The sequence below is a fragment of the Streptomyces sp. CMB-StM0423 genome (assembly GCF_002847285.1).
Lineage (GTDB): Bacteria > Actinomycetota > Actinomycetes > Streptomycetales > Streptomycetaceae > Streptomyces.
In genome coordinates this window covers 495,784-521,541 of sequence record NZ_CP025407.1, presented here as the reverse complement: position 1 = coordinate 521,541, position 25,758 = coordinate 495,784, and the positions used below count along the sequence as shown (strand labels likewise).

The window sequence follows — 25,758 nt, the reverse complement described above, 5'->3', positions numbered from 1 at the left end:
CTGAGGATAAAGCGCGTCCTTGCGGCGCGCTGAGCACCGCCGACAGAACACCATTCATCGAATTCTCATGAAAGCCACCGCCGGTGAACTTCGCCGGCGACGTTCTGTATCCGCCCTGTGACCGGCGCTCGCGTAGAACTTGGGCCCATGTTCACCACACGCAAACGCGCATTCGCGCAGACCCTGCTCGCCTCGTCCGCACTCGTCGTCAGCGTCGTGCTGGCGGGGTGCTCCGACGATTCCGAGGCCGCCTCCTCCGACGGCGGCACGTCCGCCTCTCCGGGCAGCCCGTTCGACCAGGCGGTCGAGTACGCGCAGTGCATGCGTGACAACGGGGTGCCGGAGTTCAAGGACCCGGTGCAGGACACCGGCGGCGTCATGTTCAACCAGGGCGGCTTCGACCCGGAGTCCGCCGAGTTCAAGGCCGCGGAGGAAGCCTGCCGCGACAAGCAGCCGCAGCGCCAGGGCGGCCCCAACGGCGGCGAACCGCTGGACTCCGAGAAGGTCGCGGAGTGGGCCGAGTGCATCCGCCAGAACGGCGTGCCCGACTTCCCCGACCCGGAGATCGAGGGCAACAGCATGGTCGTCGACATGGGTGCCGCCGACCCGACGACGTTCGAGCCCGCCCGGCAGGCATGCCAGGACAAGTACCCCGGCGGCGGGATGCGGATCGGCGGGGGCCCGCAGTGACCAGCCGTGAGGAGACGGAGGAGCTGAACCTGCGGGAACGGCCACCGGGCGCGCTGGAAGTCCGCCCGCCCGGGCCGCTCACCGCGGGCGGCGGCCCCGAGGCGGACGGGTCCGGCGGCGAACTCGCCACCGCGGCCCCGCCCGCCGAAGGCGACGGCGCGCCGAGCGGCCCCGAGCCGGCGCGCAAGAGCCGCAGGCTGCGGATGGCGCTGGTCGTGGTGATCGCGATCGGCGTCGCCGCGGCGGCGGGCCTCGCCGCCACCGGCGCGCTCGGCGGCGAGGACTCGGAAGAGCCCGCCGCCGGCCCGTCGGGACCGGCCGCGACGGCCCAGGTGAAACGTACGACGCTCACCAGCAGCGAGACCGTGGACGGCACCCTGGGCTACGGCGACGTGTCCACGGTCGAGGCCATCGCTTCGGCGGCCGGCGGCGCCGACCCCGGCGCGGACCCCGGCACCGGCCAGCCGGCCGGCGGCGGCGGAACCGCGGCCGGTTCCGGCGCCGATGCCGCGGACACGGGCGCCGGGATCGTCACCTGGACGCCCAACGAGGGCTCCACGATCAAGCGCGGCGACACCGTCTACAGCGTCGACGGCGAGAAGGTCCCGCTGTTCTACGGCGACACCCCGCTGTACCGCACGCTGTCGGACGGCAGCGAGGGCGGCGACGTCGAACTGCTGGAGCGCAACCTCGACAAGCTCGGCTACACCGGGTTCACCGTCGACGAGACGTACAGCTCGGACACCGCGGACGCGGTCTCCGCCTGGCAGGAGGACATGGGCCGGGAGCAGACCGGCGTCGTCGGGGCCGGTGACGCCGTGACCGCGGAGAGCGCCCGGCGGGTCGCCGCGCTGCAGACCTGGCCCGGCGCCAAGGCCGAGGGCGCGGTCCTCGACTGGACCGGCACCGAGCGGGTCGTCTCCGTGGAGCTGGACGCGCAGTTCGAGGACCTCGTACGGGTCGGCACCAAGGCCGAGATCGAACTGCCCAACGGCACCACCGTGGACGGCAAGGTGACCGACATCGGCACCCCGCCCGCCGCCTCGGGCTCCGGCTCCGGCGACGCCGGCGGCCAGGGCGAGGAGGACCAGGAGTCCACGCTGCCCCTGCAGTTGACCGTGAGCCAGCAGGACAAGCTCGGCCGGTACCAGGCCGCGCCCGTCGACGTGGTGCTCAAGGCGGACACCCGCGAGGACGTGCTCGCGGTGCCCGTGAACGCGCTGGTCGCCCGGCAGGGCGGCGGCTACGCGGTGCAGAAGGTCACCGCGGGCGGCAGCACGGAGTCCGTCCCCGTCGAGCTGGGCATGTTCGCCAACGGGCTGGTCGAGATCACCGGCGACGGCATCGAAGAAGGCATGTCCGTGGGGGTTCCGAAGTGACCGTCCCGTCCCATCCGGTGGTCGAGCTGACCGGGGTCACCAAGACGTACGGGGACGTCGCCGCCCTCCGCTCCGCCGACGTCGTCATCCGGCGCGGCGAGCTGCTGGCGGTCGTCGGCCCCTCCGGCTCGGGCAAGTCCACCATGCTCAACATCATGGGGACGCTCGACCGCCCGTCCGCGGGCACCGTCCGCATCGACGGCCACGACATCGACCGGCTCAGCGACCGGGAGCTGTCGGCTCTGCGGGCGGGCACCATCGGCTTCGTCTTCCAGCAGTTCCACCTCGCCCCCGGCGTCCCGGCGCTCGACAACGTCGCCGACGGGCTGCTCTACAGCGGCCGGACCCGCGCCGAACGGCGCCGCCTCGCCGAGCGGGCCATGCGCCGCGTGGGCCTCGGCCACCGCCTCTACCACGAACCGCACCAGCTCTCCGGCGGCGAGAAGCAGCGCGTCGCCATCGCCCGCGCGGTCCTCGGCGACCCGCCCCTGCTGCTCGCCGACGAGCCCACCGGCGCGCTCGACTCCCGCTCCGGGGCGGTCGTGATGGAGCTGCTGCACCAGCTCCACGAGGCCGGCACCACCGTCGTCGTCATCACCCACGACCGCGACATCGCCGCCTCCCTGCCCCGCGAGGTCCGCCTCAAGGACGGCAGCATCGAGCACGACTCCGCCACCGCCGCGGCCCTCCCGGCCGCCCGGCTCTCCCAGGAGGCCGTCCGATGACCGCGCCGCACGCGACGGCGGAGCTCGACCGCGCGCAGCCGCCCGTACCGCCGCCGCCCACCCCGCCGAAGCCCGCCCGGATGACCCCGGCGGACATGCTGCGGGTCGGGGGCTCGGGGCTGCGCTCGCGCCCCATGCGGGTGTTCCTCTCCGCGCTCGGGATCGCCATCGGCATCGCCGCGATGATCGGCGTCGTCGGCATCTCCACCTCCTCCACGGAGGATCTGGACCGCCGGCTGAACGCGCTGGGCACCAACCTCCTCACCGTCACCCCCGGGCAGTCGTTCTCGGGCTCCGAGGCCAGCCTGCCGGCGGAGTCCGTGGGCATGATCGGGGCCATCCCGGACGTCGAGAAGGTCTCCGCCGTCGGACGCGTCGACGCCAACGTCTTCCGCAACGACCGGATCCCGGAAGAGCAGACCGGCGGCCTCAGCGTCAGCGCGGCCCGCATCGACCTGCCGGAGTCCGTCGGGCTGCGGATCACCGACGGCCGCTGGCTGAACGAGGCGAACAGCCGCTACCCCGCGGTGGTCCTCGGCCCCAAGGCCGCCGAGCAGCTCGGGGTCTACGAGGCGGGGCCCGACTCGCAGGTGTGGCTGGGCGGTCGGTGGTTCACGGTCGTGGGCCTCACCGCGTACAACGAGCTGGTGCCCGAGCTGGACTCGGCCGCGCTGGTCGGCTGGGACGTCGCCGAGGACGAGCTGGGCTTCGCCGGCACCCCCACGACGATCTACACCCGCACCGACGAGTCCGCCGTCGCGGACGTGCAGTCGGTCCTCGGCGCCACCGCCAACCCGGAGAACCCCAACGAGGCCACCGTCTCCCGCCCCTCCGACGCCCTGGCGGCCAAGGAGGCCACCGACGAGACCCTCAGCGGCCTGCTGCTGGGACTCGGCGGGGTGGCGCTGATCGTCGGCGGCGTGGGCGTGGCCAACACCATGGTCATCTCCGTGCTCGAACGCCGCTCCGAGATCGGCCTGCGCCGCTCGCTGGGCGCCACCCGCGGCCAGATCCGCAGCCAGTTCCTCTGCGAGGCGCTGCTGCTGTCCGCGCTCGGCGGCCTCGGCGGCGTGGTCCTGGGCATCGGCGTGACCGTCGGCTACGCCACGTCCCAGGACTGGGCGACGGTGGTGCCGATATGGGCGATGGCCGGCGGCATCGGCGCGACGCTCCTCATCGGCGGCCTCGCCGGGTTCTACCCGGCGGTGCGCGCCGCCCGGCTGCCTCCCACCGAGGCGCTGGCCACCACCTGAGGTACCGGTGCACCGGCCCCGGGGAGTTCGGACGGTGCGTCGATACGCGGCACGCCCACGCAGACCGCGGTGCCCCTGCTGTCCCCCCGAGCAGTGGGGGCTCCGCCTCGGCGTACGCCCGGCCGCCGACCGTCCGGCCGGCGAGCCGCCTCCCGGCCGTCCAGCCCCGTGACCTCGTCTGTTACCGGGGGTTTACGCGGTCTCCGGCACCCTGACGGCATGCGTGTGCTGATCGTGGAGGACCACCGGGAGCTGGCCGATACCGTCGCCACCGGACTGCGCGAGGACGGTATGGACACGGACCTCGCGTACGACGGCCAGGAGGCCATCGACCGTGCCACGAGCAGTGAGTACGACGTGATCGTGCTGGACCGCGACCTGCCCCGGCTGCACGGCGACGAGGTGTGCCGGGCGCTGACCCGGCACGGCAGCCGCACCCGGGTGCTGATGCTCACCGCCTCCACCACCGTCGCCGACCGGGTCGACGGCCTCGGCCTCGGCGCCGACGACTACCTGACCAAGCCCTTCGCGTTCGCCGAGCTGATCGCCCGCATCCGCGCCCTCGGCCGGCGCCCGTCGAACGCCGTGCCGCCGGTCCTCACCCGCGGCGACCTGACCCTCGTCCCCGCGCAGCACCTCGCCAGCCGCGGCGGCCGCCGGCTCGACCTGTCCCGCAAGGAACTCGCGGTGCTGGAGCTGCTGCTGTCCGCGCAGGGCGCCGTGGTCTCCGCCGAGGAACTCCTCGAACGGGCCTGGGACGGCGCCGCGGACCCGTTCACCAACGCCGTGAAGGTCACCGTCAGCAGGCTGCGCCGCAAGCTCGGCGACCCTCCGGTGATCGAGACCGTCCCCCATGCCGGATACCGCATCTGACCCCGCCCGCCGCGCCGGCCGCCGGCTCCGCTGGACCGTCCGGCTCCGGCTGACGCTGCTGTACGGCGCGCTCTTCCTGGTCTCCGGCGTCGCGCTGCTCGCCATCACGTACGCGCTCGTCGCCCGGGGCAACGCCACCAAGGGCGTCCTCGTCAGGTTCGACTCCACCCAGGCCGGCGGCGGGAGCGACCCCGACATCCAGCACGTGGCCACCGAGCGCCACGAGGCCGCGCTGCAGGCCCTGCTCGCGCAGTCCGGCATCGCGCTCGCCCTGATGACCGCCGTCTCCGTCGCCCTGGGCTGGGTGATGGCCGGCCGGGTGCTGCGGCCGGTGCGGATCATGGCGGGCCGCGCCCGGCGGATCTCCGAGCACAACCTGCACGCCCGGCTGGCCATAGCGGGCCCCGACGACGAGCTGAAGGACCTCGGCGACACCTTCGACGGGCTGCTGTCCCGGCTCGACGCCGCGTTCGAGGCCCAGCGCCGGTTCGTCGCCAACGCCTCACACGAACTGCGCACACCGCTGACGCTCCAGCGCGCGATGGTCGAGGTGGCGCTCTCCCGCCCCGGCGCGGACGCGGCGTCGCTGCGTGCCGTGTGCGAGCGGGTCGTCGCCGCGGGGGAGGAGCAGGAGCGGCTGATCGAGGCGCTGCTGACGCTGGCCGGCAGCCAGAGCGGGCTGGTCGCCGCCGAGCCCGTCGACCTCGCCCGGGTGGTACGGGAGGTGCTGCGCGACCGCACCCGGGCCGCGCCCGGCACACAGGACCTGCACTCCTCGCTGTGCCCCGCGGTCGCCTCGGGCGACGAACGGCTCATCGCCCGCCTCGCCGGCAACCTGGTGGAGAACGCGCTGCGTTACACCCCGCCCGGCGGCTGGGTCCGGGTGGCCACGGACGTCAGGGAGACGGGCTATCCGATGCTGCGGGTGGTCAACAGCGGCCCGCGGATCCCCGCGGAGCGCATCCCCGACCTGTACGAGCCGTTCCAGCGGCTGCAGCCGCGGTCGGCCGGCGGCGGCTACGGCCTGGGGCTGTCCATCGTCGGCGCCGTCGCCGCCGCGCACCGCGCGGAGGTGACCACGGTGCCGGGTCCTGAGGGCGGGCTCGCGGTGACGGTGGAGTTCCCGCCGCCGGACCCGGCGGACTGGTGAGCGGAACGGGGGAGGAGGGCGGTCAGCTCGCGCCGATCATCTCGACCTCGCCGCCGAGCTGTTGGACCTTGCCCTTGTCGGGTACGTGGGCCGCGTTCTGCACCGCGTAGTACTCGCGTACGCCCAGCGGCTCCTTCTCCTTGACGTACAGGCTGGTGGCATCCCCCGGGATGATGTGGAAGCCCGGCCGGATGGCGAAGTCCACGCGCGCGTCGTACGAGTTGAAGACGGTCAGCGCGCCGCCGTCGGCCGTGCGGAGCGCGTAGACGTCGGGGAAGGCGGGCTTGTACGCGTCGTCCCACTTGCGGTTCTCGGACTCGAATTCGGTCTCGAAGTAGCCGTCGTGCTCGGGCCTGATCCAGTCCCGCCGGGTGGAGTGGTCCTTGACCATGTTCCTGCGCACCTCGCTGTCCGCGAGGACCTTGCCGTCCTTCTTGCCGCCCGAGACATAGAGGTCGTTGACCGCGTCGTCCAGGCCGTCGAGCGCGGTGGCGCCCACCTCGGTGTCGGCGGGCAGCACGGTGGGCAGGCCGCCGTCGCCGCGGGCGACCTCGGGGATCCGGCCCTGGATGCCGACGGACGCGACGTTCTTCCAGGTGCCGCCGCCGGCGCGCTGGAAGACCAGCAGGCTGCGGTCGCCCTCGTCGTAACCCGGGCCCTCCACCGGGGCGTCGACCATGTACCAGTCGCCGCGGGCCGGTAGGTAGTACCGGGCCTCGTCGGCGCGGTAGCGGAACGGCTTCTTGTAGAGCGACTGGTACTTCTTCTCGTACGTGGGGAACTGCCGGTACTGCGCCTGGCTCTGCTGGTACAGCGCGCCGCCCTCGACCTCGCCGAGCGCCTTGCGGTCCAGGGCGGCGTTGGCCGCGTTGTTGGTCTCGACGTAGCGCTCCAGCACCTTGCGGGCCTGGCCCTCGCTGATCACCGGGCGGGGCTGGGCCCTCTCGTCGCCGGCGCCTTCCCCGTCGTCGTCCGAACCGCCGCTGCATCCCGTGGCCAGCAGCAGTGCGGTCAGTCCTGCGGCGGCGGTGGATATGGCGGTCTTCTTCGTGCCCATGGGCGCAAACCCCCCGATGCGGTCAAGATCAGTGGTCGGGGCGAGTCTAGGCACTGGCCCGGTGCCGTACGCGCCTGCCCCCGAACGCCGCGGACGGGCAAACGCCGTGGCGGACGGCGGGGCCGCGTGGCTACGGTGGGCGCCATGCGAACCGGATTCGGTTGACGCTGACGGGCCCGTGGCCCTCCTCCCGTCCGATGTGCGAGACGACCTGCCATCGAGACGAGAGGAGACGACGTCGTGACGTCGTTGTTCAGCCACCAGCAGATCGAGCACTTCCGCGCCTTCGGGTACGTGGTGCTGCGCGGCCTGCTCACGTACGAGGAGACCGGCCGGCTCACCCAGGCGGGGGCCACGGCCCTTCGGCGTCGTAGGATCCGGTGACCGGGGCGGCGCCGGCCGGCGCAGGATCAGCCGCCGGCGGTCGGCAGCCTTTCCTCGGCCGCGGCCAGGATCTCGGTCACGCGCAGCCCGAGGTGGACGTCGCGGGGGTCGGGGCGGCCGCTCTCGGCCGCCTCCAGCAGCGCGTCCACGGCCCGTACGAACGCGGGCACGGGCCCGTCGTCGTCCCGGTCCGGCGCCGTCTGCACGCCCGGCGTGCCGTGCAGTTGCACGGTGACGCCGGACGCCTGCGGCGGGATGGTGTGGCTCAGGGTGCAGGTGCTGGACGCGCCCGAGGCGTGCCGCAGGGTGAGGTGGACGGTGTCGCCCGGGCCGCGCGCGGAGGTGACGGCACCGGGCACCGCCGGGTCCACGTCGCCGAGGACCGGCAGCAGCATCGACAGCGCGTGCGGCCCGACGTCCCACAGCGCGCCCTTGTCGCCGCGCCAGGGCGAGGCCGCGTACGGGCTGTCGGCGCCCGCGAAGACCGGCGAGAGCCAGTCGGCGCGGCCCACCAGCCAGCCCTCCTCGCCGGCCCGCTCGGCCAGCCAGCCGGCGGTCTCGTCGCGGAAGCGCAGCGTGAAGAAGACCACGGACGCCACTCCGGCGCGCTCCACCGCGGCCACCACCCGCCTGGCGGCGGCCGCTTCGGTGGCGACGGGCTTGTCCAGCAGCAGGTGGCAGCCCGCCGCGGCGGCCCGCTCGGCGAGCGGCGCCTGCACGTCGGGCGGCAGCGCCACGGCCACCGCGTCGCAGTCGGCGAAGAGGGCGTCCACGTCCTCGTACGCGCGGGTGGAGAAGCGGTCGGCGAGCGCACGGGCCGCCTCAGGACGCCGGCCCCACACGCCGGCGATCTCCGCCCGCGGGTGTGCCTGCAGTCCTGGGCCGTGCGCCCGCTCCGCCCAGGGGCCGGTGCCGAGGAGTCCGAATCGCATGCGCCGAGTCTACGATCACGCCGTACGCCGCAGGTCGGGCGGCCCGTGCTCGGGCCACCGCACGGCATCGGCCGCCCGTCCCGCGCCCGCGGTCACTCCTCCGGCCGCGCCCTGCTGGGCTGCACGCGCTTCGGTTCGCCCGCCATCTTCGGGTGGTCGGGCGGGTAGGGCATGTCGCCGTGGCCGTGGTCCCGCTCATGCCGCGCGGACAGCTCAAGCAGCGAGGTGATGTCGAAGGCGTGGTCGTCCATGTCCGCGTGCACGTCGCCGACCTCGGCGAAGCGTTTCGGCATGGTCACCAGGTCGAAGTCGTCCGGCTCGGCGTCGTCCACCTCCTCCCAGCGCAGCGGCGCCGAGACGGGCGCGTGCGGGTGCGGCCGCACGGAGTAGGCGGAGGCGATGGTGCGGTCGCGGGCCATCTGGTTGTAGTCGACGAAGACCTTCTCGCCGCGCTCCTCCTTCCACCACGCGGTGGTGACCTGCTCCGGCATCCGCCGCTCCAGCTCCCGTCCGGCGGCGATCACCGCGCGGCGCACCTCCACGAAGGTCCAGCGCGGCGCGATCGGCACGAACAGGTGCATCCCGCGGCCGCCGGAGGTCTTCGGCCAGCCGGTGAGCCCGTGTTCGCCGAGGACGGCACGCATCTCGTGCGCGGCGCGCACGGCGTCGGCGTAGTCCGTGCCGGGCTGCGGGTCGAGGTCGATGCGCAGCTCGTCGGGGTGTTCGGTGTCGCCGCGCCGCACCGGCCAGGGGTGGAACGTCAGCGTGCCGTACTGCGCCGCCCAGACGACCGCCGCCGGTTCTGTGGGGCACATCTCGTCGGCGTACCGGCCGCTGGGGAAGGTGATGCGGGCGGTGGGGATCCAGTCGGGCGTGTTCTTCGGCGCGCGCTTCTGGAAGAACGACTCACCGCTTATCCCCTCGGGATAGCGCTCGAGGGTCGTCGGCCGGTCCCGCAGCGCCCGTACGATGCCGTCGCCGACGGCGACGTAGTACCGCGCGAGGTCGAGCTTCGTGTAGCCCTTCGCCGGGAAGAAGACCCGGTCGGGGCTGGACAGCCGCACTGTTCTGTCGCCCGCCTGGAGCTGAATCGCTGCACCCATGTGCGTAACGGTAGGGCGGATGTCCGAATCCCGCCTTACCGTTGCGCACATGGATCTGCCGGTGATGCCCCCCGTGAAGCCGATGCTCGCCAAGCCGCAGAAGAAGCTCCCGCCCGGGATGCTCTACGAGGCGAAGTGGGACGGCTTCCGCGCCATCGTCTTCCGGGACGGCGCCGAGGTCGAGATCGGCAGCCGTACCGGCAAGCCGCTCACCCGCTACTTCCCCGAGCTGGTCGAGGCGCTGAGGGCCAACCTGCCCGAGCGGTGCGTCGTGGACGGCGAGATCGTGATCGTGCGCGGCGACCGGCTCGACTTCGACGCCCTCACCGAGCGCATCCACCCCGCGGACTCGCGGGTGCGGATGCTCGCCGGGCAGACGCCGGCGAGCTTCGTCGCGTTCGACCTGCTGGCGCTCGGGGACGACTCGCTGCTGGACACCGCGCAGTCCGAGCGGCGCGCGGCGCTGCTGCGCGCGCTGGCAGATGCCCGTGCGCCTGTGCACATCGCGCCCGCGACGACGGACCTGGCGGTCGCGGGGGAGTGGTTCGAGCAGTACGAGGGCGCCGGGCTCGACGGAATAATCGCCAAGCCGACCGATCTGCCGTACCGGCAGAACGAGCGGGTGCTCGTCAAGGTCAAGCACGAGCGCACGGCAGACGTGGTGCTCGCCGGCTTCCGCTGGCACAAGTCGGGGCCGGTCATCGGCTCCCTGCTGCTCGGCATCAACGACGACAAGGGCGTGCTCCAGCACGTGGGGGTGTGCGCGGCGTTCCCGATGAAGCGGCGGGCCGAGCTGGTCGAGGAGCTGGCGCCGCTGCGGATGGAGACGCCCGAGGAGCAGGCGACGCACCCGTGGGCCGACTGGGCGAAGGAGGAGGCGCACGAGTCGGCGCGGCTGCCGGGGGCGCCGAGCCGGTGGAGCGGGCAGAAGGACCTGTCGTGGGTGCCGCTGCGTCCTGAGCGGGTGCTGGAGGTCGCGTACGACCACATGGAGAACGGGGCCCGCTTCCGGCACACCGCGCAGTTCCGCCGCTGGCGCCCGGACCGTACGCCGGAGAGCTGCACCTACGAGCAGTTGGAGGAGCCGGTCAAGTACGACCTGCACGAGGTGCTGGCCACCCGCAAGGAGGAGTGAGCGGCCGCCTCCCGGCGGCTGTACGGAACCTATCGGTCAGCCGGAGTTGGCCTGGCGGACCCGCCGCCTTCGCCGGCCCCCGGCACCATGTCTCCATGGATGCCACCGCCCTGGCGCGCTCGCTGTTAGAGCCCGTTCCGGCCCACCGCACCGCAGGACTCACGGTGCTGCGCGCCATCGACGGTGCCGCCGAGGTCGCCGTCGAGGCTCCCGGTGTGCTCGGGAACGTCATCGGCTCGCTGCACTCCAGCGGCCTCGCCACTCTCGTCGACGCCGCCGCGCTGGCGGCGATCCTCTCCGCCGGCGACGCGCCCGGCGAACTGGACGGCGTGCTGCCGCTCGGCGCCTCCGCCTCGTTCGAGTACCTGGCGCCCGCCCGCGGCCGGCTCATCGCCTCCTGCAAGCTCAGCTCGTCCGCCGTCCAGGTGCTGCGCCCCGTCCTTGCCGGCACCGCGGACCGCGCGCGCATCAGCACCCAGGGCGTGGTGACCGACGAGCGGCACGCGGTGGTGTGCCGCGGCGGCTTCGAGTGGAGCGTCCGCCGCGTCACCCGGATCGCGAGGATCCGTCCCGGGGGCTGACGCCCCCCTTCCGGACCCCGCGGCCCGGTTCAGCTCCGCGCGGCCTTGGCGAACTCCGACAGGAACGCCTCGCCGAACGGCTTCAGGTCGCCCGGCTTGCGGCTGGTGATCAGCGTGTTGGGTCCGTCGGTGCAGATCTGGACCGGTACGTCGACCCAGGTGCCGCCCGCGTTGCGGAGGTCCGTCTGCAGGCTCGGCCAGGAGGTGAGCGTGCGCCCGCGGACGACGTCCGCCTCGGCCAGCAGCCACGGCGCGTGGCAGATCGCCGCCACCGGCTTGCCCGTCCGGAAGAACTCCCGGGCGAAGGACACGGCGTCCGCGTCCATCCGCAGGAAGTCGGGGTTGGCGACGCCGCCCGGCAGCACGAGCGCGTCGTACTCGTCTGCGGTGGCGTCGGCGACGACCTGGTCGATCTCGAAGGTGTCCGCCTTGTCGAGGTGGTGGAACCCCTGCGCCCGGCCAGGCCGGGTGGAGACCAGCCGGGGAGTGTGACCGGCTTCCGTGACGGCCTGCCAGGGCTCGGTCAGCTCGACCTGCTCGACCCCCGCGGGGGCGACGAGGAATGCGATGCGCATACGGGCACGTCCTTTCGACGGTCATCGTGGTCACCGGTCACGGCGCGTGCTGCCGATGATCACCTCCGATCTCTGCGCGGGAGTGCGACCCGCGGGTACCCGGCGTGGCGTGATCGAACACCCCTGCGCCGACAGCCGGGCGCATCCGAGGTCGCATGGGAGTGCACCGCCCGGCGCGTCGTGGACCGGGCCGCCCGGCGGCCGCGAGGATGGGGGCATGGGAGCCACGCTGCCGACCGCCATGCGGGCCTGGGTCGTCACCGCGAAGGGCCGGCTGGAGCCGGTCGAGCTGCCGGTGCCCGCGCCGGGGCCCGACGAACTGCTGGTCCGGATCGAGGCGTGCGGCGTCTGCCGTACGGACCTGCACGTCCGCGACCACGACCTCCCGCCGCACAAGACGCCGGTGGTGCCCGGCCACGAGGCGGTCGGTGAGGTCGTCGCGGCCGGCGCCGCCGCGGAACGGCGCATCGGGTCCCGCGTCGGCATCCCCTGGCTGCGCCACACCTGCGGACAGTGCCGCTGGTGCGAGCGGGGCCAGGAGAACCTGTGCCCCTCCTCGCGCTACACCGGCTGGGACGCGGACGGCGGCTACGCCGAATACGCCGTGGTGCCCGCCCCGTACGCGTACGCGCTGCCCAAGGAGCCCGCCGCCGAGGACCTGGCGCCACTGCTGTGCGCCGGGATCATCGGCTACCGCGCGCTGCGCCTGGCGCACCTGCCGCCCGGGGGCCGGCTCGGCCTCTACGGCTTCGGCGGCTCCGCGCACCTGACCGCCCAACTCGCCCTCGCCGAGGGCGCCGAGGTGCACGTGCGCACCCGCTCCCGGGCGGCGCAGCGGCTCGCGCTGGAGCTGGGCGCCGCGACCGCGGCGGGGGCCGACGAGCCGGCGCTGGAGCCGTTCGACTCCGCGGTGCTGTTCGCGCCAGTCGGCGAGCTTGTGCCGGTCGCGCTGGAGGCGCTGGACGCCGGCGGCACGCTCAGCGTGGCGGGCATCCACCTCACCACCATCCCGGAGCTGGACTACGAGCGGCACCTGTTCCGCGAGCGGGTGCTGCGCAGCGTCACCGCCAACACCCGCGCCGACGGCCGGGAGTTCCTTGCCGCCGCGGCCGCGCACGGGGTGCGTGCGACCGTGACCCCGTACCCCTTCGACCGGGCGGACGAGGCGCTCGACGACCTCGCTGCGGACCGGGTCAGGGGCGCGGCGGTGCTGCGGATGGACGCGGGCTGAGGGCGCGTACGACGGGACCGGCGCCCGGCGCGGTCAGCCGCGCGGCACGTACACGACCCACACCTGGCCCTCCGCCACCGGCATCGGCTCGCCGTCCGGCGTCGTGAACACCGTCCGGTCCGCCTCCGTCGGCCGGTCCCACTCGGCGGCGTACGCGCGGCCGTCGCGCAGCACCGTCGCCTCCCCGGAGCCGACGGTCTCGGTGAACGGCGAGTTGTTGCCCCACCGGTCGCCGAACCCGCCCTTGCGGATCGTCGTCTCCTGGAGCACCACCGTCGGCGGCGCGAGCCGGGTGCCGCCGCTGGTGGCGGGCGTGCCGTCCATGGAGACCTCCCAGCCGCGGCGCTCGGCGGACCAGTCGAAGGTGAAGCTCGCGGCCGGCATCTCCACCGTGCGCTCGCGGGTCTTCCTGCCGCCGGCCGGGGCCTCGCCGGTCTCGTAGAGGGACGCGGCGTCCATGCCGGCGAGTTCGGGGGCGGCGTCGGTGACGCGGTGGGGACGCAGGTACAGGTTGTGGGGTATGGGCCGGTCGGTGCCGCGGAAGTACGCGCCGGGCAGTTGCTCGGGCGGCACGGGGCGCAGCGGGGCGCGGTTGATGTACGGCTTGAGCTTGGACTGCGCGCCGGAGTACGCGAGTACGGGGTCGTCGTACTGCGCGAGCAGTTCCAGGTCCGTCTCGCGGGCGCTGCGCACCGGCCCGACGACGTCGGGGAGCCCGGAGGCGTAGACGGCGAGGAACCGGCTGATGCCGGCCTCGACGCGCTCCACGTGCACGACGTCGGCCTGTTCCAGGCCGGTGTGCGGGCGGGCGGCCGCGGCGTTGTCCAGCTTCACGCCGAGCACCGGGCCCTCGGGCGCGGGCGGCTCGTCGGTGGGTGTGGGCGTGGGCGAGGGGGACGCCGCCGGGGCGACGGGGGAGGAGCGGGTCTGGGGGCGGTGCGCCGTTTCCCCGGTGCCGCCGTGCGACCGGGCGAACAGCACCGCGGCGACGGCGACCGCGGGCACCAGGAGCGCCGCCGCTGCGGCCGCGTGTTTCTTGTTCAACGAACCCCCCACTCGGCGTACTACCGATGACCTACCCGCCCCGGCCGCCCTCTACCGCGGTGGTACTAGCGCAGCAACTGGTCGGCGACGACGAAGGCGAAGCCGGCGGCCAGCACCACCATCGCGACCCGGGTGCGGCCCGCGCGGCTGAGCATGATCGCGGTGCCGGAGAGGATGAGCGCGCCGCCGTAGAGCGCGAACGTCAGCAGCGACGGCTCCGTGCGGAACCGCACCACCATCGCCACGCCGACGGCCACCATCACGCCTGCGGAGGTCAGGGCCCGTACGCGGCGCGCCTGCCGCGGCGTCAGCCGGGGCGGCGGCGGCTCTTCGCCGTCCCCGCCCTCCTCGCCGTCGAGCGGGCCGGGCAGACCGGCCGCCTCACCGGGGTCACCGGCGCCGGGCGTGTGGGGGTCGCCCGCGTCGGTGCCGGCCGCGGCTATGCCGGTCTTTCCGGCGTTTCCGGTCTTTTCGGTCTCGTCGAGGCCCGTGTCGTCGATGTCCGTGTCGTCGCGGGAGGTCATGTGCGCCGAGCGTAGTCGCCCGGGCGCGGCGCGGGAGGGGCGGGCCGCGATCCGGCCCGGGATTCAACGGGCGCTGCCGCTCCCGCCGGTGCCGCCCGAGCGGACGCTACGTGCGGCCCTCGTCCTCCTGCGCCGCGCGCAGCGGCTCGGCGGGCGGCATCCAGCCGGCCCGTACGACCGGGAAGCCGGCCTTCTCGTACGCCTGGCAGACCGGCTCGTCGTCGTCCACGACCACCGCGACGGTCCGCCCGCGCGCCACCCGGCGCAGCAGCTCCGGCTTCGCCACCCGGGCAGGACGCCGGTCGCCGGCGCGGCGCATCCACAGCGGGCCCTCGGGCAGGCCGTGCGCGGCGAGCCAGGCCACGGTGTCCCGGCGGGTGCGCTCGGGGCGGCCGGTGACGTAGCAGACCTCGCAGTTCTCGGCCCACTGGAGGGCCAGCGCCACGCCCTCGGGCAGCGGCGGGTCCTGCGGGGCCGCGCGGAAGAAGCCGTCCCAGTCCTTGGGGGAGGACTGGAGGTGGTGCAGCCGGTGCCGGGTGTCGGTGAGGGTGCCGTCCAGGTCGAACACCGCAAGGTCTCGCTTCGCCACGCCGCCAGCCTACGGGCGCGCGCGGGCCGCGTCCCACCGGGCGCCTTACGGATCACCGGCCCCGCCCGTTACCGTGCCCCGATGGAGCGACGCCAGACCGCCGGCGCCGGGATAGCCCTCGCCCTGCTGCTCGTCGTGGGCCTCGTCGTCGTGCTCACCGACGACGACTCCGGCGATGACGCCGGGGCCTGCACCGGCCTCGCCGTCTCCGGCTGGAGCGCCGACGCCGCGACGACGGACGAGTTCACGCGCTACGGCGACGACGCCGCCCGCACGGACGACTGGACCGGCGGCGACGGCAACCACTCCGTCCGGCTGCCCGACGGCCGCACCCTGTGGCTGGTCTCCGACCCGTACCTCGGCCGCGTCCAGCCGCCGCCCAACAAGCAGGGCCAGCCGCACGCCTGGCGCGACACCTCCCTCGGCACCCCCGCGTGGACCCGCAACGCCGCCGTCGTCATGTCGGCGGACGGCCGGCTCGAACGCACCCTCCTCGGCGGCGCCCCCGGCGCGCCCGCCTCCCTCTTCCCGGAACCCGGCGCCCCGGTGCGGCAGTGGCGCTGGCCCGTGCACGCCGTGGTGGAGCCGCGGGCGCCCGGCTCCGCCGAGCAGGTCCTGCGGGTGCTGCTCTGGCACCGGCAGGAGGCGCAGCAGCCGTGGATCTACGGCGTGCCGCTGGCCACCGAGGTCGCCACGCTCTCGCTGCCCGACCTGCGGCTGGAGGGCATCACCCAGGTCGACGACCAGTCGCGGGTCGCCGACCCCGCCGACCGCCTCGTCTACGGTGCGGCGGCGGTGCGGCGAGGGGACTTCACGTACGTGTGGGGCGGCACCGACGGCCGCACCCCCGAGCAGGCCGAGCGCAGCTCCCGCGCGCACCTCGCGCGCGTGCCGGTGGGCCGGCTCGGGGACCGGTCGGCGTGGCGGTACTGGGACGGCGAGCGGTGGAGCACGGACGCGGCCCGCTCCCGGCCGGTGCTGGGGGACGGCGGACGCAAGGGCGTCGGCAGCGCGTTCAGCGTGGTGCGGCAGGGCGATACCTGGGTGCTGTTCACGATGGACGCGGGCGGGCCGGCCGGCAGCGGGCTGACGACCGTCGCGTCGTACTGGGCGTGCCGGCCGGAGGGCCCGTGGCACGGGCCGGACAAGGCGTTCACCGCGCCGCTGCCCGAGGACGCGGCCGGCGGCTCCGGCGCCGCCGCGTACAACCCGCAGGCGCATCCCGGCGTCGGCTCCGGCGACGGGCTGCTCCTCGGCTACGACGTCAACTGGCTGGACGCCTCGGCCGACGACGTCTCCGCCAACGTGCACCGCAACGTCGCCCTGTACCGCCCCCGGTTCGTCCGTCTGCACCTCGATACGGTGGAGTGATGAGTACGGACGAGGCGGCGGACCCCGGAGACGGCACGCCCGCCGTCGACTTCTGGTTCGACCCCGTGTGCCCCTGGACGTGGACGACGGCCCGCTGGCTGACGGAGGTCCGGCGGCTCACCGGCATCCGGGTGCGCTGGCGGGTCATGAGCCTGGAGGTCCTCAACGAGGGCCGCGAGGTCAACCCGGAGGATCCCGAGGGGGAGTGGGGCGACTACCTCCGGCAGCCGGTGCGGGTCTGCGCCGCCGTCTCCGGGCACCACGGGTCCGAGGCCCTCGGCCGCTACTATGCGGCGCTGGCCGTGCGGCTGCACGAGCGCGGCGAGTGGGACGGCCTCGCCCGCGCGCTCGACGACACCGGGCTCCCCGCAGAACTGGCCGCGGCCGCCGAGTCGGAGGCGTACGACGAGGCGGTACGTGCCTCGCACGCCGAGGGCATCGCGCTGGTCGGCACCGACGTCGGCAGCCCTGTACTCGCCGTCACCCCGCCCGGCGGCGCCCGCTTCGCCTTCTTCGGCCCCGTCGTCTCGCCCGCCCCGCGCGGCGCCGCCGCGCTGCGGCTGTGGGACGGGCTGCTGACGCTGGGCGGCGTGCCGGGCCTGTACGAGATCAAGCGCACCCGCACCCGCGAGATGCCGTCGTTCGACTGACCGCCGCCCGGCCCGGCGCCGTCCGGCCCGGCTCGTACAGGAATTCGGCTCCCGAGCGGCGGCCGGCACGGAACAATGCCGTCCCATGCAGCCTCACGCCGACGACCTCATCCGCGCCCTCGAACCCCTGCCGTACCCGCGGCGCCTGGGCGAGCTGGCCCTCGCCGCCCGCCGGGCCGCCGGGCGCGGCGAACTGGCCGCGCTCCTCGACGGGCTGGAGGGGCACGGCGGGTACGGCCGCCGGCTCGCGGCGTTCGCCGCCCTCGTCGGGCGCGACACCGATTTCCTCGCCGCCCGGCTCGCCCACCCCGACCACGCGGTGCGCGCCCAGGGGATGAAGGCCGTACGGCGCGGCCTGCTGGCCGACGACCTCGTCGTCGCCGCGTTCGAGGACGCGTCCGCCCTGGTGCGCGGGCAGCTCGTCCGCTCCGTGGTCCGCGGCCGGCGCACCGCCGTCGCGGAGGCGCTGATCGGGCCCGTCGGCGAGCAGTGGGGCGACGCCGAGGCCGCGCGGCTGCTGCCCGCGTGCACGGAGGAGACCGTACGCCGCCTGCTGCCCGCGCTCTGGCCCGCGCTCCGCGGCGCCACCCTCGCCTGCCGGCACCCCGGGGCCGTACTCGACGAGGCGGAACGGCAGTTGGAGTTGCTGCCTGCCGGCCGGGGGCCGTGGTGGAGCCGGTACGAGGAGGTCGTCGCGCCGCTCGCCGACAGTGCACCGGACCGCGTCCTGGAACTGCTGGAGCGGTACGGCCACGGTGGGCAGCCGCTCATGTACGACGTGCTGGCCCGCCTCGTGGCCGCCGACCCCGGCCGCACCCTGCGCCTGCTGCTCGACCCGGAGCGCCGCAGGAACACCGCCGCAACCCGTCTCCAGCGCACCGTGCTCGACCGCCTCGTCGCCGCCGACCCGCCCGAGCTGCCCGAACTCGCCCGGCTGTGGCAGGAGAACACCTCCGCGCTCACCGACCTGCTGCGCCGTACCCCGCCGTCCCGCCGCGAGGCGCTCTTCGACGCCGCCATGGCCGGACGGGACACCGCCCGCGACGACTTCCCGCCCGAACTCCTCGACGCCCTGCCCCACCGGCGCCGCGCGGCGGAGGCACGCCGCATGGCGGCGCAGGCCCGGGAGCGCGACGCGCACCCGTCGGTCGTGCTGCGCGCGGTGGCCTGTCTGCCCGTCGCCGAGGCCCGCGGCGAACTGCTCGCCGCGCTGCGCCGCTCCGACGCCGACGAGCGCGCCGAGGCGTACCGGCTGCTCGTCGCCAACGCCGCCCGCTCCGGCCACCCCGAGGACGTCACCAGCGCCGTCCGGCTGCTGGCCGAGCGGCTGCGCAACGACCAGGACCCGGTGCGCTCCGTCGCGCTGCGGCAGCTCGCCGGGACCCACCCCGCGCTGTTCACCGCCGACGCCGCCGACCACCTCCACCTCATCGCCGCCGACGCGATCGCCGCCCGCGACTCCTCCTCGCTCACCCGCGGGGCGCTGCGCACGCTGGCGGTCGCGCTGCTCCGCGAGCACGCGGCGGGCGGCCGGCCCGAGCTGGTGAGCTTCTCGCTGCGTACGATCACCCGGCTCACCGGCCACACCGGCGGCGCCGACCTCGGCCGGCTGGACACCTCGCTGCGCCGCGGCCAGGAGCACGAGGTCTTCGACGCCCTCGAACCGTGGCTGGAGGCGGGCGCGGACAAGGTCGACCACGGGCTGACGTTCGCGCTCGCGCGGGCGCTCGGGCGGCGCGCCTGGGGCATGCCCAAGCTGCAGGAATACCTGTGGCAGGCGGTGCAGTTCGGCAACGACGCGACCGTACGCACCGCCGTGTCGCTGTGGCTGGAGCCGCGGGCGGGCCGCGGTGAGCGCGTCGGCCGGCTGCTGGCGCAGGAGCCGTCCGCGGCGGTCCTCCCGCCGGTGTACGCGGTGCTCGCCCGCACTCGCACGGACCTGCTGGACGGTGTCCTCGGCGACACCCCGCCGTGGGGCAGGTTCCTGACGCGGCGCGCCTCCTGGACCCTGCCCGTCAGCACGCCGGAACGCTGGACGCCCGCCCAGCAGGCCGCCGCCGCCCGGCTGCTGGCCCGCGCGGCGGCCGACGCCGGGCTGCCGCTGCCCGACCGCACCCGGGCCCTCGCGGAGGCCGCGCGCATACCCGGCCACGGCTTCGACGTCGTCTTCCGCTACACCGGGGCCGACGACGTCGTGCTCGCCGAGGCCGCGCTCGCCGCCCTGGTGTGGACCGACCGGCCCGTGGAGGCGCTGCCGCTGCTGCTCGCGCTCGCGGGCGGCGACCGCGCCCGCGTCGCCGTGTACGCCGCCGCCCGCGCCACCCGGCATGCGGCGCCCTCGCGCGTCGAAGCGGCCCTGCGCCCGCTGCTGCTGCCCGGCCCCGACGGGTCCGGCGCCGCGAAGGTGACGAGCCGCAAGGAGGCCGTCCGCCTCGCCGCCGTCCGGCTGCCGGCCGAGCGCGCGGGGGCGCTGGTGGCGGGCGCGTACGAACTGCCGGAGCAGCACCGCGACGTACGCGCCGCGTGCGTGGCGTTCGCCGGCGGCCTGCTCGGCAGGCCGGAGGTGTGGCGGATGCTGGAGGCGGCCGCGGCCGACGAACCGGAGGTGCGGCTCCCGCTGCTCCGGCCGCAGCCGCGCGACCTGCGCGAGGAGCACCGGGCGCGGTACGCGGGCCTGGTGGAGGCCGCGAGCCGCACCGAAGACCCGCAGCTCGCCTGGGCCGCCTACACCAGCCTCGCCGGCTGGGCGCCGTGGTCGCCGACCGCGGCGGACGTGCTGTGCGGCGCGGTCACCGACCTCGGCAACCGCGGTACGTGGGAGCCCGCGGCCGATGCTCTCGTCACCCTGGCGATCAACGCCCCCGCGGATGATCCGGCGCGCGAGCCCGTCGTGCGCGCCGCGCGTGAACTCCGCGTCCGCGCCCTCGGCCAGCCCGACGCGGAGCAGGACCGCGACCTGCCCGCGCGCCGGCGGCTGGTCTCCCTCGTCCGGCGGCTGACCGTGCGGACGCGGGTACTCCGCCCCCTGCTGCGGCCCACGCTGCACGCGTTCGCCGACATGGTCGCCGTGGACGACGACTTCGTGCCGCAGGCGGCGGTGCTGCGCACCGAGGCACTCGACCTGGAGGCCGGGGCGGCGGAGCTGACGGCGGCACTGCGGGAACTCGCGGCGCTGCACGAGGGGCGGCCGGTGCTCGCCGAGGCCACGGCGGGCACCCTGGGGCAGCGGCTCGACCGGGACGCCCGGCCGGGCGCGTCGGACGCCCGGGCGGAGGCGGCCCGCGCGCTGGCGGCGGCGGGCGGGCACGCGGAGGGCCTGTTCGCGGTCGTGCTCACGAAGGTCGGCGGTACGCGCGCGGGCTGGCCGGAGCCCTGGCGGGCCACGCTGCGGACCCTGCGCGCGCACCCGCAGCGTGAGGTGCGGGACGCGGCGCTGGAGGTGCAGACGGCACCCGAGTAGGCCGTACGGACCGGGGGCGCCCGGCTCGTACGGCCGCGCGTGGGCCGGGGCTTGCGCCGGGGGCCGCGAACCCGGCGCGCGGCGGGCCCGTTCACCGCGGGACCCCGCCGCCACGTGCCCGGCCCCCGCGCTACGGCGACGCGACCCGGACCCGGAAGCCCATGCCCGCCGTCACCAGCCGCTCCGTCAGCGCCTCGCCCATCGCCTGGGCGGTCGTGACCTGCCCCGCCGTCTCCGGCAGCGGGTCGTACGCCAGGCACATCGCCGCCTCCGCCAGCATCTTCGCCGACTCGTCGTACCCCGGGTCGCCGCCGCTGACCTCCGTCACCACCCGCCGGCCGCCGCCCGTACCCACGAAGCGGGCGGAGAACCAACTGCGCGCCCGGCGCTCCTCCACCGGGCCCGTGCCCGGCGCCAGCCGGGACGCGATCAGCTTCCGCAGCGGCGGCAGTTGCGCCGCCGCGGCGAACGCCCCGGCGCCCAGCACGCTGCCGGCGGCGACCGGCAGCCGCCTGACGGCGGCGTAGTGGCGGTAGCGGAAGTCGGGCCCGTACCGCGGCAGCGCCGCCGCCGACCGCGCCACCACCCGCGACTCCAGCGTCGGCAGCGGCAGCCCCCAGGCGCGCAGCGCGCCGCTGCGCGTCGGTGCGCCCAGCGGCGCCCGTACCCGGCGCTCCGTCACCCGCGGCTCCGCCCGGCGGCGGGCCCGCGCCGCGCGCGCCCCCGGCAGCGGCCGGGAGACGACCCCGAGCGCGGACGCCAGCGTGCCCCCGGAGAACCCGCCCGCGGCGCGCAGGAAGCCGTCGATGCGCAGCGGCACGTCCTCCGGCAGTTGCTCGACGGTGAAGCGCACGCCGAGGTCGAACGGCGTGCACTCGAACCCGCAGGAGTGCACCAGCCGCGCCCCGGTCTCCCGGGCCCGCTCGTGGTGGCGCACGTACACCCGGTCGACGAACTCCGGCTCGCCGGTCAGGTCGGCGTAGTCCGTCCCGGCCGCCGCGCACGCGGCGGCCAGCGGCTCGCCGTGGCGCAGGAACGGCCCGACCGCCGTGGCCACCACCCGGGTCTGCTCGGCCAGCCCGCGCAGCGCCGCGGGGTCCGCGGCGTCCGCGGTGAGCAGCGGCAGGTCGCCCCACTCCGGCCGGATGGCGGCCACCCGGTCGCGTACCTCCGCCAGCCTGCCGGTGTCGCGCCCGGCCAGCGCCCACCGGCAGCCGGTCGGCGCGTACCGGGCCAGGTACTCGGCGGTGAGTCGGCCGGTGAAGCCGGTGGCGCCGAAGAGGATGAGGTCGTGCGGCCGGGGCTCGTCTGCCATGGCACCCAGGGTGGTTCATGAGGCCCCGTCACGTATACGCGCCGGACGGCGGATTCCCGTCCCGTGCCCCCGCGGCGGTGTCCGACCCGCGCGGGGGGTCCCCGCACTTGTGCCCACTGAAACGTGTTCTTATCATCTCTGGTGTTACACAGTTGGTGTCACACCGCTGGGGGCTTGATGGGGAGCACGGGGCACGGCCCGCTGCACGGCGTACGCGTGGTCGAGCTGGCCGGCATCGGCCCCGGTCCTTTCGCCGCCATGCTGCTCGCCGACCTCGGCGCCGACGTCGTACGGATCGACCGGCCCGGCGGCCCGGGACTCGGCATCGACCCCGCGCACGACCTCACCAACCGCAACAAGCGCTCCGTCGTCCTCGACCTCAAGTCCGCGCCCGGCGCCGCCGCCGCGCTGGCCCTCGCCGAGCGCGCCGACATCCTCGTCGAGGGTTTCCGCCCCGGCGTCGCCGAGCGCCTCGGCGTCGGCCCCGGGGACTGCCTGGCGCGCAACCCCCGGCTGGTGTACGGGCGGATGACCGGCTGGGGCCAGGAGGGACCGCTGGCGGAGACCGCCGGACACGACATCGGCTACGTCGCCGTCACCGGCGCGCTCGGCATGATCGGCCCCGCCGGCGGGCCGCCCGCCGTCCCCGCCAACCTCCTCGGCGACTACGCCGGCGGCTCGCTCTACCTCGTCGTCGGCGTGCTGTCCGCACTGCAGCACGCCCGTACCACCGGGGAGGGGCAGGTCGTCGACGCGGCCATCGTGGACGGCACCGCGCACCTCACCGCGATGATCCACGCCATGGTCGCCGCCGGCGCCTGGCACGACCGCCGCGCCGCCAACCTGCTCGACGGCGGCGCGCCGTTCTACGGCGTCTACGAGACCGCGGACGGGCAGTACATGGCCGTCGGCGCGCTGGAGCCCGCGTTCTACGACGAGTTCGTCCGCCTCCTCGGCGCCCCCGGCACCCTGCCCGACCGCGGCGAGCCCGCCGCCTGGGCGGAGCTGCGCGAGCGGCTGGCCGCCCGGTTCCGGGAGCGTACGCGCGCGGAGTGGACCGAGGTCTTCGCCGGCTCCGACGCCTGCGTCGCCCCCGTGCTGTCCCTGCGCGAGGCCCGCGACCACCCGCACCTCGCCGCCCGCGGCACCTTCACCGAGGAGTACGGCACCGTCCAGCCCGCCCCCGCGCCCCGGTTCTCCGCCACCCCCGGCGCCGTACGCCGTCCGCCCGCCCGCCCGGGCGCCGGCACCGAGGCCGTCGCCCGCGACTGGGACCTCCCCGACCTCATCCCCGCCCCGACCCAGGAGGAGCGTTGAAGCGCCGGCTGTACGGGCCCGAGCACCTGGCCTTCCGAGAGACCGTGCGGACCTTCCTCGCCAAGGAGGTCACCCCGCACTACGCGAGATGGGAGGCCGACGGCATCGTCTCCCGCGACGCCTGGCGCGCCGCCGGACGGCAGGGCCTGCTCGGCCTCGCCGTCCCCGAGGAGTACGGCGGCGGGGGCCACGACGACTACCGCTTCGCGGCCGTGCTGGCCGAGGAGTTCGCCCGCGCCGGCGCCGCAGGACTCGCCGTGGGCCTGCACAACGACGTCATCGGCCCGTACCTGACCTCCCTGGCCACCGACGACCAGAAGCGCCGCTGGCTGCCCGGCTTCTGCACCGGCGAGCTGATCACCGCCATCGCCATGACCGAACCCGGCGCCGGCTCCGACCTCCAGGGCATCCGCACCACCGCCGAGGACCGCGGCGACCACTGGCTGCTCAACGGCGCCAAGACGTTCATCTCCAACGGCATCCTCGCCGACCTCGTCGTCGTGGTCGCCAGGACCACCCCCGAGGGCGGCGCGCACGGGCTGAGCCTGCTGGTCGTCGAGCGCGGCGCGGCCGGCTTCGAGCGCGGCCGGAACCTCGACAAGATCGGCCAGAAGGCCCAGGACACCGCCGAGTTGTTCTTCACGGACGTACGGGTGCCGAAGGACAACCTGCTGGGGGAGCGCGACGGCGCGTTCGGCCACCTCATGACCAACCTGCCGCAGGAGCGGATGGCCATCGCCGTCGCCGCGGTCGCCGCCGCCGAGCACCTGGTCGAGGCCACCACGGCGTACGTCAAGGAGCGCGAGGCGTTCGGCCGGCAGCTCGGCCGGTTCCAGCACATCCGCTTCGAGATCGCCGAGATGGCCACCGAGTGCGCCGTGACCCGGACGTTCGTCGACCGCTGCATCGAGGACCTGGCGGCCGGCGAGCTGGACGCGGTGCACGCCTCGATGGCCAAGTGGTGGGCCACCGAGCTGCAGAAACGCACCGCGGACCGCTGTCTGCAACTGCACGGCGGCTACGGCTACATGAGCGAGTTCCCCGTGGCCCGCGCCTTCACCGACGGGCGTGTCCAGACCATCTACGGCGGCACCACCGAGATCATGAAAGAGATCATCGGCCGCTCCCTGCTCTCCTGAGAGGCGCACCAACCGTGACCACAACCGCCAGGCCGTCCGTCACCGACGCCTACGTCTACGACGCGATCCGCACCCCCCGCGGCCGCGGAAAGGCCAACGGCGCCCTGCACGGGACCAAGCCGATCGACCTCGTCGTCGGCCTCGTCCACGAGCTGCGCCGCCGCTTCCCCGGGCTCGACCCGGCGGCCGTCGACGACGTCGTGCTCGGCGTCGTCAGCCCGCACGGCGACCAGGGCTCCGACATCGCCAAGATCGCGGCCATCGCCGCCGGGCTGCCCGACAGCGTCGCCGGAGTGCAGGAGAACCGCTTCTGCGCCTCGGGACTGGAGGCCGTCAACATCGCCGCGGCGAAGATCCGCTCCGGCTGGGAGGACCTGATCCTCGCCGGCGGCGTCGAGTCGATGTCGCGGGTGCCGATCGGCTCGGACGGCGGCGCCTGGTTCAACGACCCGATGACCAACATGGAGGTCGGCTTCGTACCGCAGGGCATCGGCGCCGACCTCATCGCCACTATCGGGGGCTACAGCCGCCGGGACGTGGACGAGTTCGCCGCGCTGTCGCAGGAGCGGGCCGTCGAGGCGTGGAAGGAGGGCCGGTTCGAGCGCTCCGTGGTGCCGGTGGTGGACCGCGCCGGGCTCACCGTCCTGGACCGGGACGAGCACATCAGGCCCGGCACCACGGCCGACAGCCTGGCCAGGCTGAAGCCGGCGTTCGCCGACATCGGCGAGCTGGGCGGCTTCGACGCCGTGGCGCTGCAGAAGTACCACTGGGTGGAGCGGATCGACCACGTCCACCACGCGGGCAACTCCTCCGGCATCGTCGACGGCGCCGCCCTCGTCGCCGTCGGCTCCGCCGAGATCGGCCGGCGGTACGGGCTCACCCCCCGGGCCCGTATCGTCTCCGCCGCCGTCACCGGCTCCGAGCCCACGATCATGCTCACCGGGCCCGCGCCCGCGACCCGCAAGGCGCTCGCCAGGGCCGGCCTCGGCATCGAGGACATCGACCTGGTCGAGATCAACGAGGCGTTCGCCGCCGTCGTGCTGCGCTTCATCGAGGACATGGGCGTCAGCCCGGACAAGGTCAACGTCAACGGCGGCGCCATCGCCATGGGCCACCCCCTCGGCGCCACCGGCGCCATGATCCTCGGCACCCTCGTCGACGAGCTGGAGCGCCGCGACCTGCGCTACGGCCTCGCCACCCTCTGCGTCGGCGGCGGCATGGGCATCGCCACCGTCGTCGAGCGCGTCTGACCCCGTCCCGCCCCAGTCTACGGAGACCACC

24 protein-coding genes are annotated in these 25,758 nt (G+C 75.1%); 16 read left to right on the top strand and 8 right to left on the bottom strand.

What is annotated here, in order from left to right; all coding sequences use genetic code 11:
* Positions 1-147 precede the first annotated feature (147 nt).
* The 6 genes from CXR04_RS02320 (at position 148) to CXR04_RS02295 (ending at position 6,070) form a co-directional block, all read left to right on the top strand.
* On the top strand, positions 148-690 hold the full coding sequence (locus CXR04_RS02320; protein WP_101420236.1) for a hypothetical protein: 543 nt from the start codon (positions 148-150) through the stop codon (positions 688-690).
* Entirely contained in the window at positions 687-2,069 is a 1,383-nt protein-coding gene (locus CXR04_RS02315; protein WP_101420235.1) for a peptidoglycan-binding domain-containing protein, read from the top strand. Before CXR04_RS02320 ends, CXR04_RS02315 begins: the two co-directional genes overlap by 4 nt.
* On the top strand, positions 2,066-2,794 hold the full coding sequence (locus CXR04_RS02310; RefSeq protein ID WP_101420234.1) for an ABC transporter ATP-binding protein: 729 nt from the start codon (positions 2,066-2,068) through the stop codon (positions 2,792-2,794). The genes CXR04_RS02315 and CXR04_RS02310 overlap by 4 nt, the downstream gene beginning before the upstream one ends.
* Complete coding sequence (locus tag CXR04_RS02305; protein ID WP_101420233.1) at positions 2,791-4,047, top strand: ABC transporter permease; 1,257 nt, start codon at positions 2,791-2,793, stop codon at positions 4,045-4,047. Before CXR04_RS02310 ends, CXR04_RS02305 begins: the two co-directional genes overlap by 4 nt.
* Before the next feature lie 219 nt (positions 4,048-4,266).
* Positions 4,267-4,920 carry a response regulator transcription factor gene (locus tag CXR04_RS02300; RefSeq protein WP_101420232.1) on the top strand — a complete coding sequence of 218 codons (654 nt, stop codon included), beginning with the start codon at positions 4,267-4,269 and terminating at the stop codon, positions 4,918-4,920.
* Positions 4,901-6,070, top strand: a complete 1,170-nt coding sequence (locus CXR04_RS02295; RefSeq protein WP_101420231.1) for a sensor histidine kinase — start codon at positions 4,901-4,903, stop codon at positions 6,068-6,070. The genes CXR04_RS02300 and CXR04_RS02295 overlap by 20 nt, the downstream gene beginning before the upstream one ends.
* 22 nt (positions 6,071-6,092) lie before the next feature.
* Here the strand turns inward: CXR04_RS02295 and CXR04_RS02290 are convergent, their stop codons facing one another.
* A complete protein-coding gene (locus tag CXR04_RS02290) occupies positions 6,093-7,127 on the bottom strand; it encodes a hypothetical protein (RefSeq protein ID WP_101420230.1) in 1,035 nt (344 codons plus the stop codon).
* A 240-nt stretch (positions 7,128-7,367) separates the two neighbouring features.
* Between CXR04_RS02290 and CXR04_RS34715 the strand changes: the two genes are divergently transcribed.
* Entirely contained in the window at positions 7,368-7,511 is a 144-nt protein-coding gene (locus tag CXR04_RS34715; protein WP_159072251.1) for a hypothetical protein, read from the top strand.
* 26 nt (positions 7,512-7,537) lie between these two features.
* Here CXR04_RS34715 and CXR04_RS02285 read toward each other — a convergent pair whose 3' ends face one another.
* On the bottom strand, positions 7,538-8,443 hold the full coding sequence (locus CXR04_RS02285; protein WP_101420229.1) for a Gfo/Idh/MocA family protein: 906 nt from the start codon (positions 8,441-8,443) through the stop codon (positions 7,538-7,540).
* Between the two features lie 92 nt (positions 8,444-8,535).
* Complete coding sequence (gene ligD, locus CXR04_RS02280; RefSeq protein WP_101420228.1) at positions 8,536-9,546, bottom strand: non-homologous end-joining DNA ligase; 1,011 nt, start codon at positions 9,544-9,546, stop codon at positions 8,536-8,538.
* Between the two features lie 49 nt (positions 9,547-9,595).
* Here ligD and CXR04_RS02275 point away from each other — a divergent pair, with 49 nt between their 5' ends.
* Together CXR04_RS02275 and CXR04_RS02270 are read left to right on the top strand one after the other, a co-directional pair.
* Positions 9,596-10,681, top strand: coding sequence for an ATP-dependent DNA ligase (locus CXR04_RS02275; RefSeq protein ID WP_101420227.1), 1,086 nt, complete (start codon positions 9,596-9,598; stop codon positions 10,679-10,681).
* A 95-nt stretch (positions 10,682-10,776) separates the two neighbouring features.
* Positions 10,777-11,262: a hypothetical protein gene (locus CXR04_RS02270; protein WP_101420226.1), complete on the top strand. Its 486-nt coding sequence runs from the start codon at positions 10,777-10,779 to the stop codon at positions 11,260-11,262.
* A 29-nt stretch (positions 11,263-11,291) separates the two neighbouring features.
* Here the strand turns inward: CXR04_RS02270 and CXR04_RS02265 are convergent, their stop codons facing one another.
* Positions 11,292-11,837 carry a type 1 glutamine amidotransferase domain-containing protein gene (locus CXR04_RS02265; RefSeq protein ID WP_101420225.1) on the bottom strand — a complete coding sequence of 182 codons (546 nt, stop codon included), beginning with the start codon at positions 11,835-11,837 and terminating at the stop codon, positions 11,292-11,294.
* 241 nt (positions 11,838-12,078) lie between these two features.
* Here CXR04_RS02265 and CXR04_RS02260 point away from each other — a divergent pair, with 241 nt between their 5' ends.
* Positions 12,079-13,068: a zinc-binding alcohol dehydrogenase family protein gene (locus CXR04_RS02260; protein ID WP_199850595.1), complete on the top strand. Its 990-nt coding sequence runs from the start codon at positions 12,079-12,081 to the stop codon at positions 13,066-13,068.
* A gap of 33 nt (positions 13,069-13,101) precedes the next feature.
* On the opposite strand, the gene CXR04_RS02255 is transcribed toward CXR04_RS02260, so the two are convergent.
* The 3 genes from CXR04_RS02255 to CXR04_RS02245 form a co-directional block, all read right to left on the bottom strand.
* The gene (locus tag CXR04_RS02255) at positions 13,102-14,112 is read right to left on the bottom strand and encodes a DUF3048 domain-containing protein (protein ID WP_101420223.1); all 1,011 of its coding nucleotides are present in this window, start codon (positions 14,110-14,112) and stop codon (positions 13,102-13,104) included.
* Between the two features lie 65 nt (positions 14,113-14,177).
* Entirely contained in the window at positions 14,178-14,636 is a 459-nt protein-coding gene (locus CXR04_RS02250) for a hypothetical protein (RefSeq protein ID WP_101420222.1), read from the bottom strand.
* A gap of 106 nt (positions 14,637-14,742) precedes the next feature.
* On the bottom strand, positions 14,743-15,225 hold the full coding sequence (locus tag CXR04_RS02245) for a phosphatase domain-containing protein (RefSeq protein ID WP_442802348.1): 483 nt from the start codon (positions 15,223-15,225) through the stop codon (positions 14,743-14,745).
* Positions 15,226-15,306: 81 nt separating this feature from the next.
* Between CXR04_RS02245 and CXR04_RS02240 the strand changes: the two genes are divergently transcribed.
* The 3 genes from CXR04_RS02240 (at position 15,307) to CXR04_RS02230 (ending at position 20,706) form a co-directional block, all read left to right on the top strand.
* Entirely contained in the window at positions 15,307-16,596 is a 1,290-nt protein-coding gene (locus CXR04_RS02240) for a DUF4185 domain-containing protein (protein WP_101420220.1), read from the top strand.
* On the top strand, positions 16,596-17,246 hold the full coding sequence (locus tag CXR04_RS02235; protein ID WP_101420219.1) for a DsbA family protein: 651 nt from the start codon (positions 16,596-16,598) through the stop codon (positions 17,244-17,246). Before CXR04_RS02240 ends, CXR04_RS02235 begins: the two co-directional genes overlap by 1 nt.
* Positions 17,247-17,331: 85 nt before the next feature.
* Positions 17,332-20,706, top strand: a complete 3,375-nt coding sequence (locus CXR04_RS02230) for a hypothetical protein (RefSeq protein ID WP_101420218.1) — start codon at positions 17,332-17,334, stop codon at positions 20,704-20,706.
* Between the two features lie 130 nt (positions 20,707-20,836).
* Here CXR04_RS02230 and CXR04_RS02225 read toward each other — a convergent pair whose 3' ends face one another.
* Entirely contained in the window at positions 20,837-22,021 is a 1,185-nt protein-coding gene (locus tag CXR04_RS02225; RefSeq protein ID WP_101420217.1) for a saccharopine dehydrogenase family protein, read from the bottom strand.
* 177 nt (positions 22,022-22,198) lie between these two features.
* On the opposite strand from CXR04_RS02225, the gene CXR04_RS02220 reads away from it, so the two are divergent.
* Genes CXR04_RS02220 through CXR04_RS02210 form a run of 3 tightly spaced genes read left to right on the top strand, consistent with a single transcriptional unit; the run spans position 22,199 to position 25,727 of the window.
* Positions 22,199-23,338 carry a CaiB/BaiF CoA transferase family protein gene (locus tag CXR04_RS02220; protein ID WP_101420216.1) on the top strand — a complete coding sequence of 380 codons (1,140 nt, stop codon included), beginning with the start codon at positions 22,199-22,201 and terminating at the stop codon, positions 23,336-23,338.
* Positions 23,335-24,477: an acyl-CoA dehydrogenase family protein gene (locus tag CXR04_RS02215; protein ID WP_101420215.1), complete on the top strand. Its 1,143-nt coding sequence runs from the start codon at positions 23,335-23,337 to the stop codon at positions 24,475-24,477. The genes CXR04_RS02220 and CXR04_RS02215 overlap by 4 nt, the downstream gene beginning before the upstream one ends.
* A 14-nt stretch (positions 24,478-24,491) precedes the next feature.
* A complete protein-coding gene (locus CXR04_RS02210; RefSeq protein WP_101420214.1) occupies positions 24,492-25,727 on the top strand; it encodes an acetyl-CoA C-acetyltransferase in 1,236 nt (411 codons plus the stop codon).
* The last annotated feature ends 31 nt before the right edge of the window (positions 25,728-25,758 follow it).

Coding starts and splice junctions, on each gene's coding strand:
- CXR04_RS02320 (WP_101420236.1), top strand. CDS start 148: ATGTTCACCACACGCAAACGCGCATTCGCGCAGACCCTGCTCGCCTCG.
- CXR04_RS02305 (WP_101420233.1), top strand. CDS start 2,791: ATGACCGCGCCGCACGCGACGGCGGAGCTCGACCGCGCGCAGCCGCCC.
- CXR04_RS02300 (WP_101420232.1), top strand. CDS start 4,267: ATGCGTGTGCTGATCGTGGAGGACCACCGGGAGCTGGCCGATACCGTC.
- CXR04_RS02295 (WP_101420231.1), top strand. CDS start 4,901: ATGCCGGATACCGCATCTGACCCCGCCCGCCGCGCCGGCCGCCGGCTC.
- CXR04_RS02290 (WP_101420230.1), bottom strand. CDS start 7,127: ATGGGCACGAAGAAGACCGCCATATCCACCGCCGCCGCAGGACTGACC.
- CXR04_RS02285 (WP_101420229.1), bottom strand. CDS start 8,443: ATGCGATTCGGACTCCTCGGCACCGGCCCCTGGGCGGAGCGGGCGCAC.
- ligD (WP_101420228.1), bottom strand. CDS start 9,546: ATGGGTGCAGCGATTCAGCTCCAGGCGGGCGACAGAACAGTGCGGCTG.
- CXR04_RS02275 (WP_101420227.1), top strand. CDS start 9,596: ATGGATCTGCCGGTGATGCCCCCCGTGAAGCCGATGCTCGCCAAGCCG.
- CXR04_RS02270 (WP_101420226.1), top strand. CDS start 10,777: ATGGATGCCACCGCCCTGGCGCGCTCGCTGTTAGAGCCCGTTCCGGCC.
- CXR04_RS02265 (WP_101420225.1), bottom strand. CDS start 11,837: ATGCGCATCGCATTCCTCGTCGCCCCCGCGGGGGTCGAGCAGGTCGAG.
- CXR04_RS02260 (WP_199850595.1), top strand. CDS start 12,079: ATGCGGGCCTGGGTCGTCACCGCGAAGGGCCGGCTGGAGCCGGTCGAG.
- CXR04_RS02250 (WP_101420222.1), bottom strand. CDS start 14,636: ATGACCTCCCGCGACGACACGGACATCGACGACACGGGCCTCGACGAG.
- CXR04_RS02240 (WP_101420220.1), top strand. CDS start 15,307: ATGGAGCGACGCCAGACCGCCGGCGCCGGGATAGCCCTCGCCCTGCTG.
- CXR04_RS02235 (WP_101420219.1), top strand. CDS start 16,596: ATGAGTACGGACGAGGCGGCGGACCCCGGAGACGGCACGCCCGCCGTC.
- CXR04_RS02230 (WP_101420218.1), top strand. CDS start 17,332: ATGCAGCCTCACGCCGACGACCTCATCCGCGCCCTCGAACCCCTGCCG.
- CXR04_RS02225 (WP_101420217.1), bottom strand. CDS start 22,021: ATGGCAGACGAGCCCCGGCCGCACGACCTCATCCTCTTCGGCGCCACC.
- CXR04_RS02220 (WP_101420216.1), top strand. CDS start 22,199: ATGGGGAGCACGGGGCACGGCCCGCTGCACGGCGTACGCGTGGTCGAG.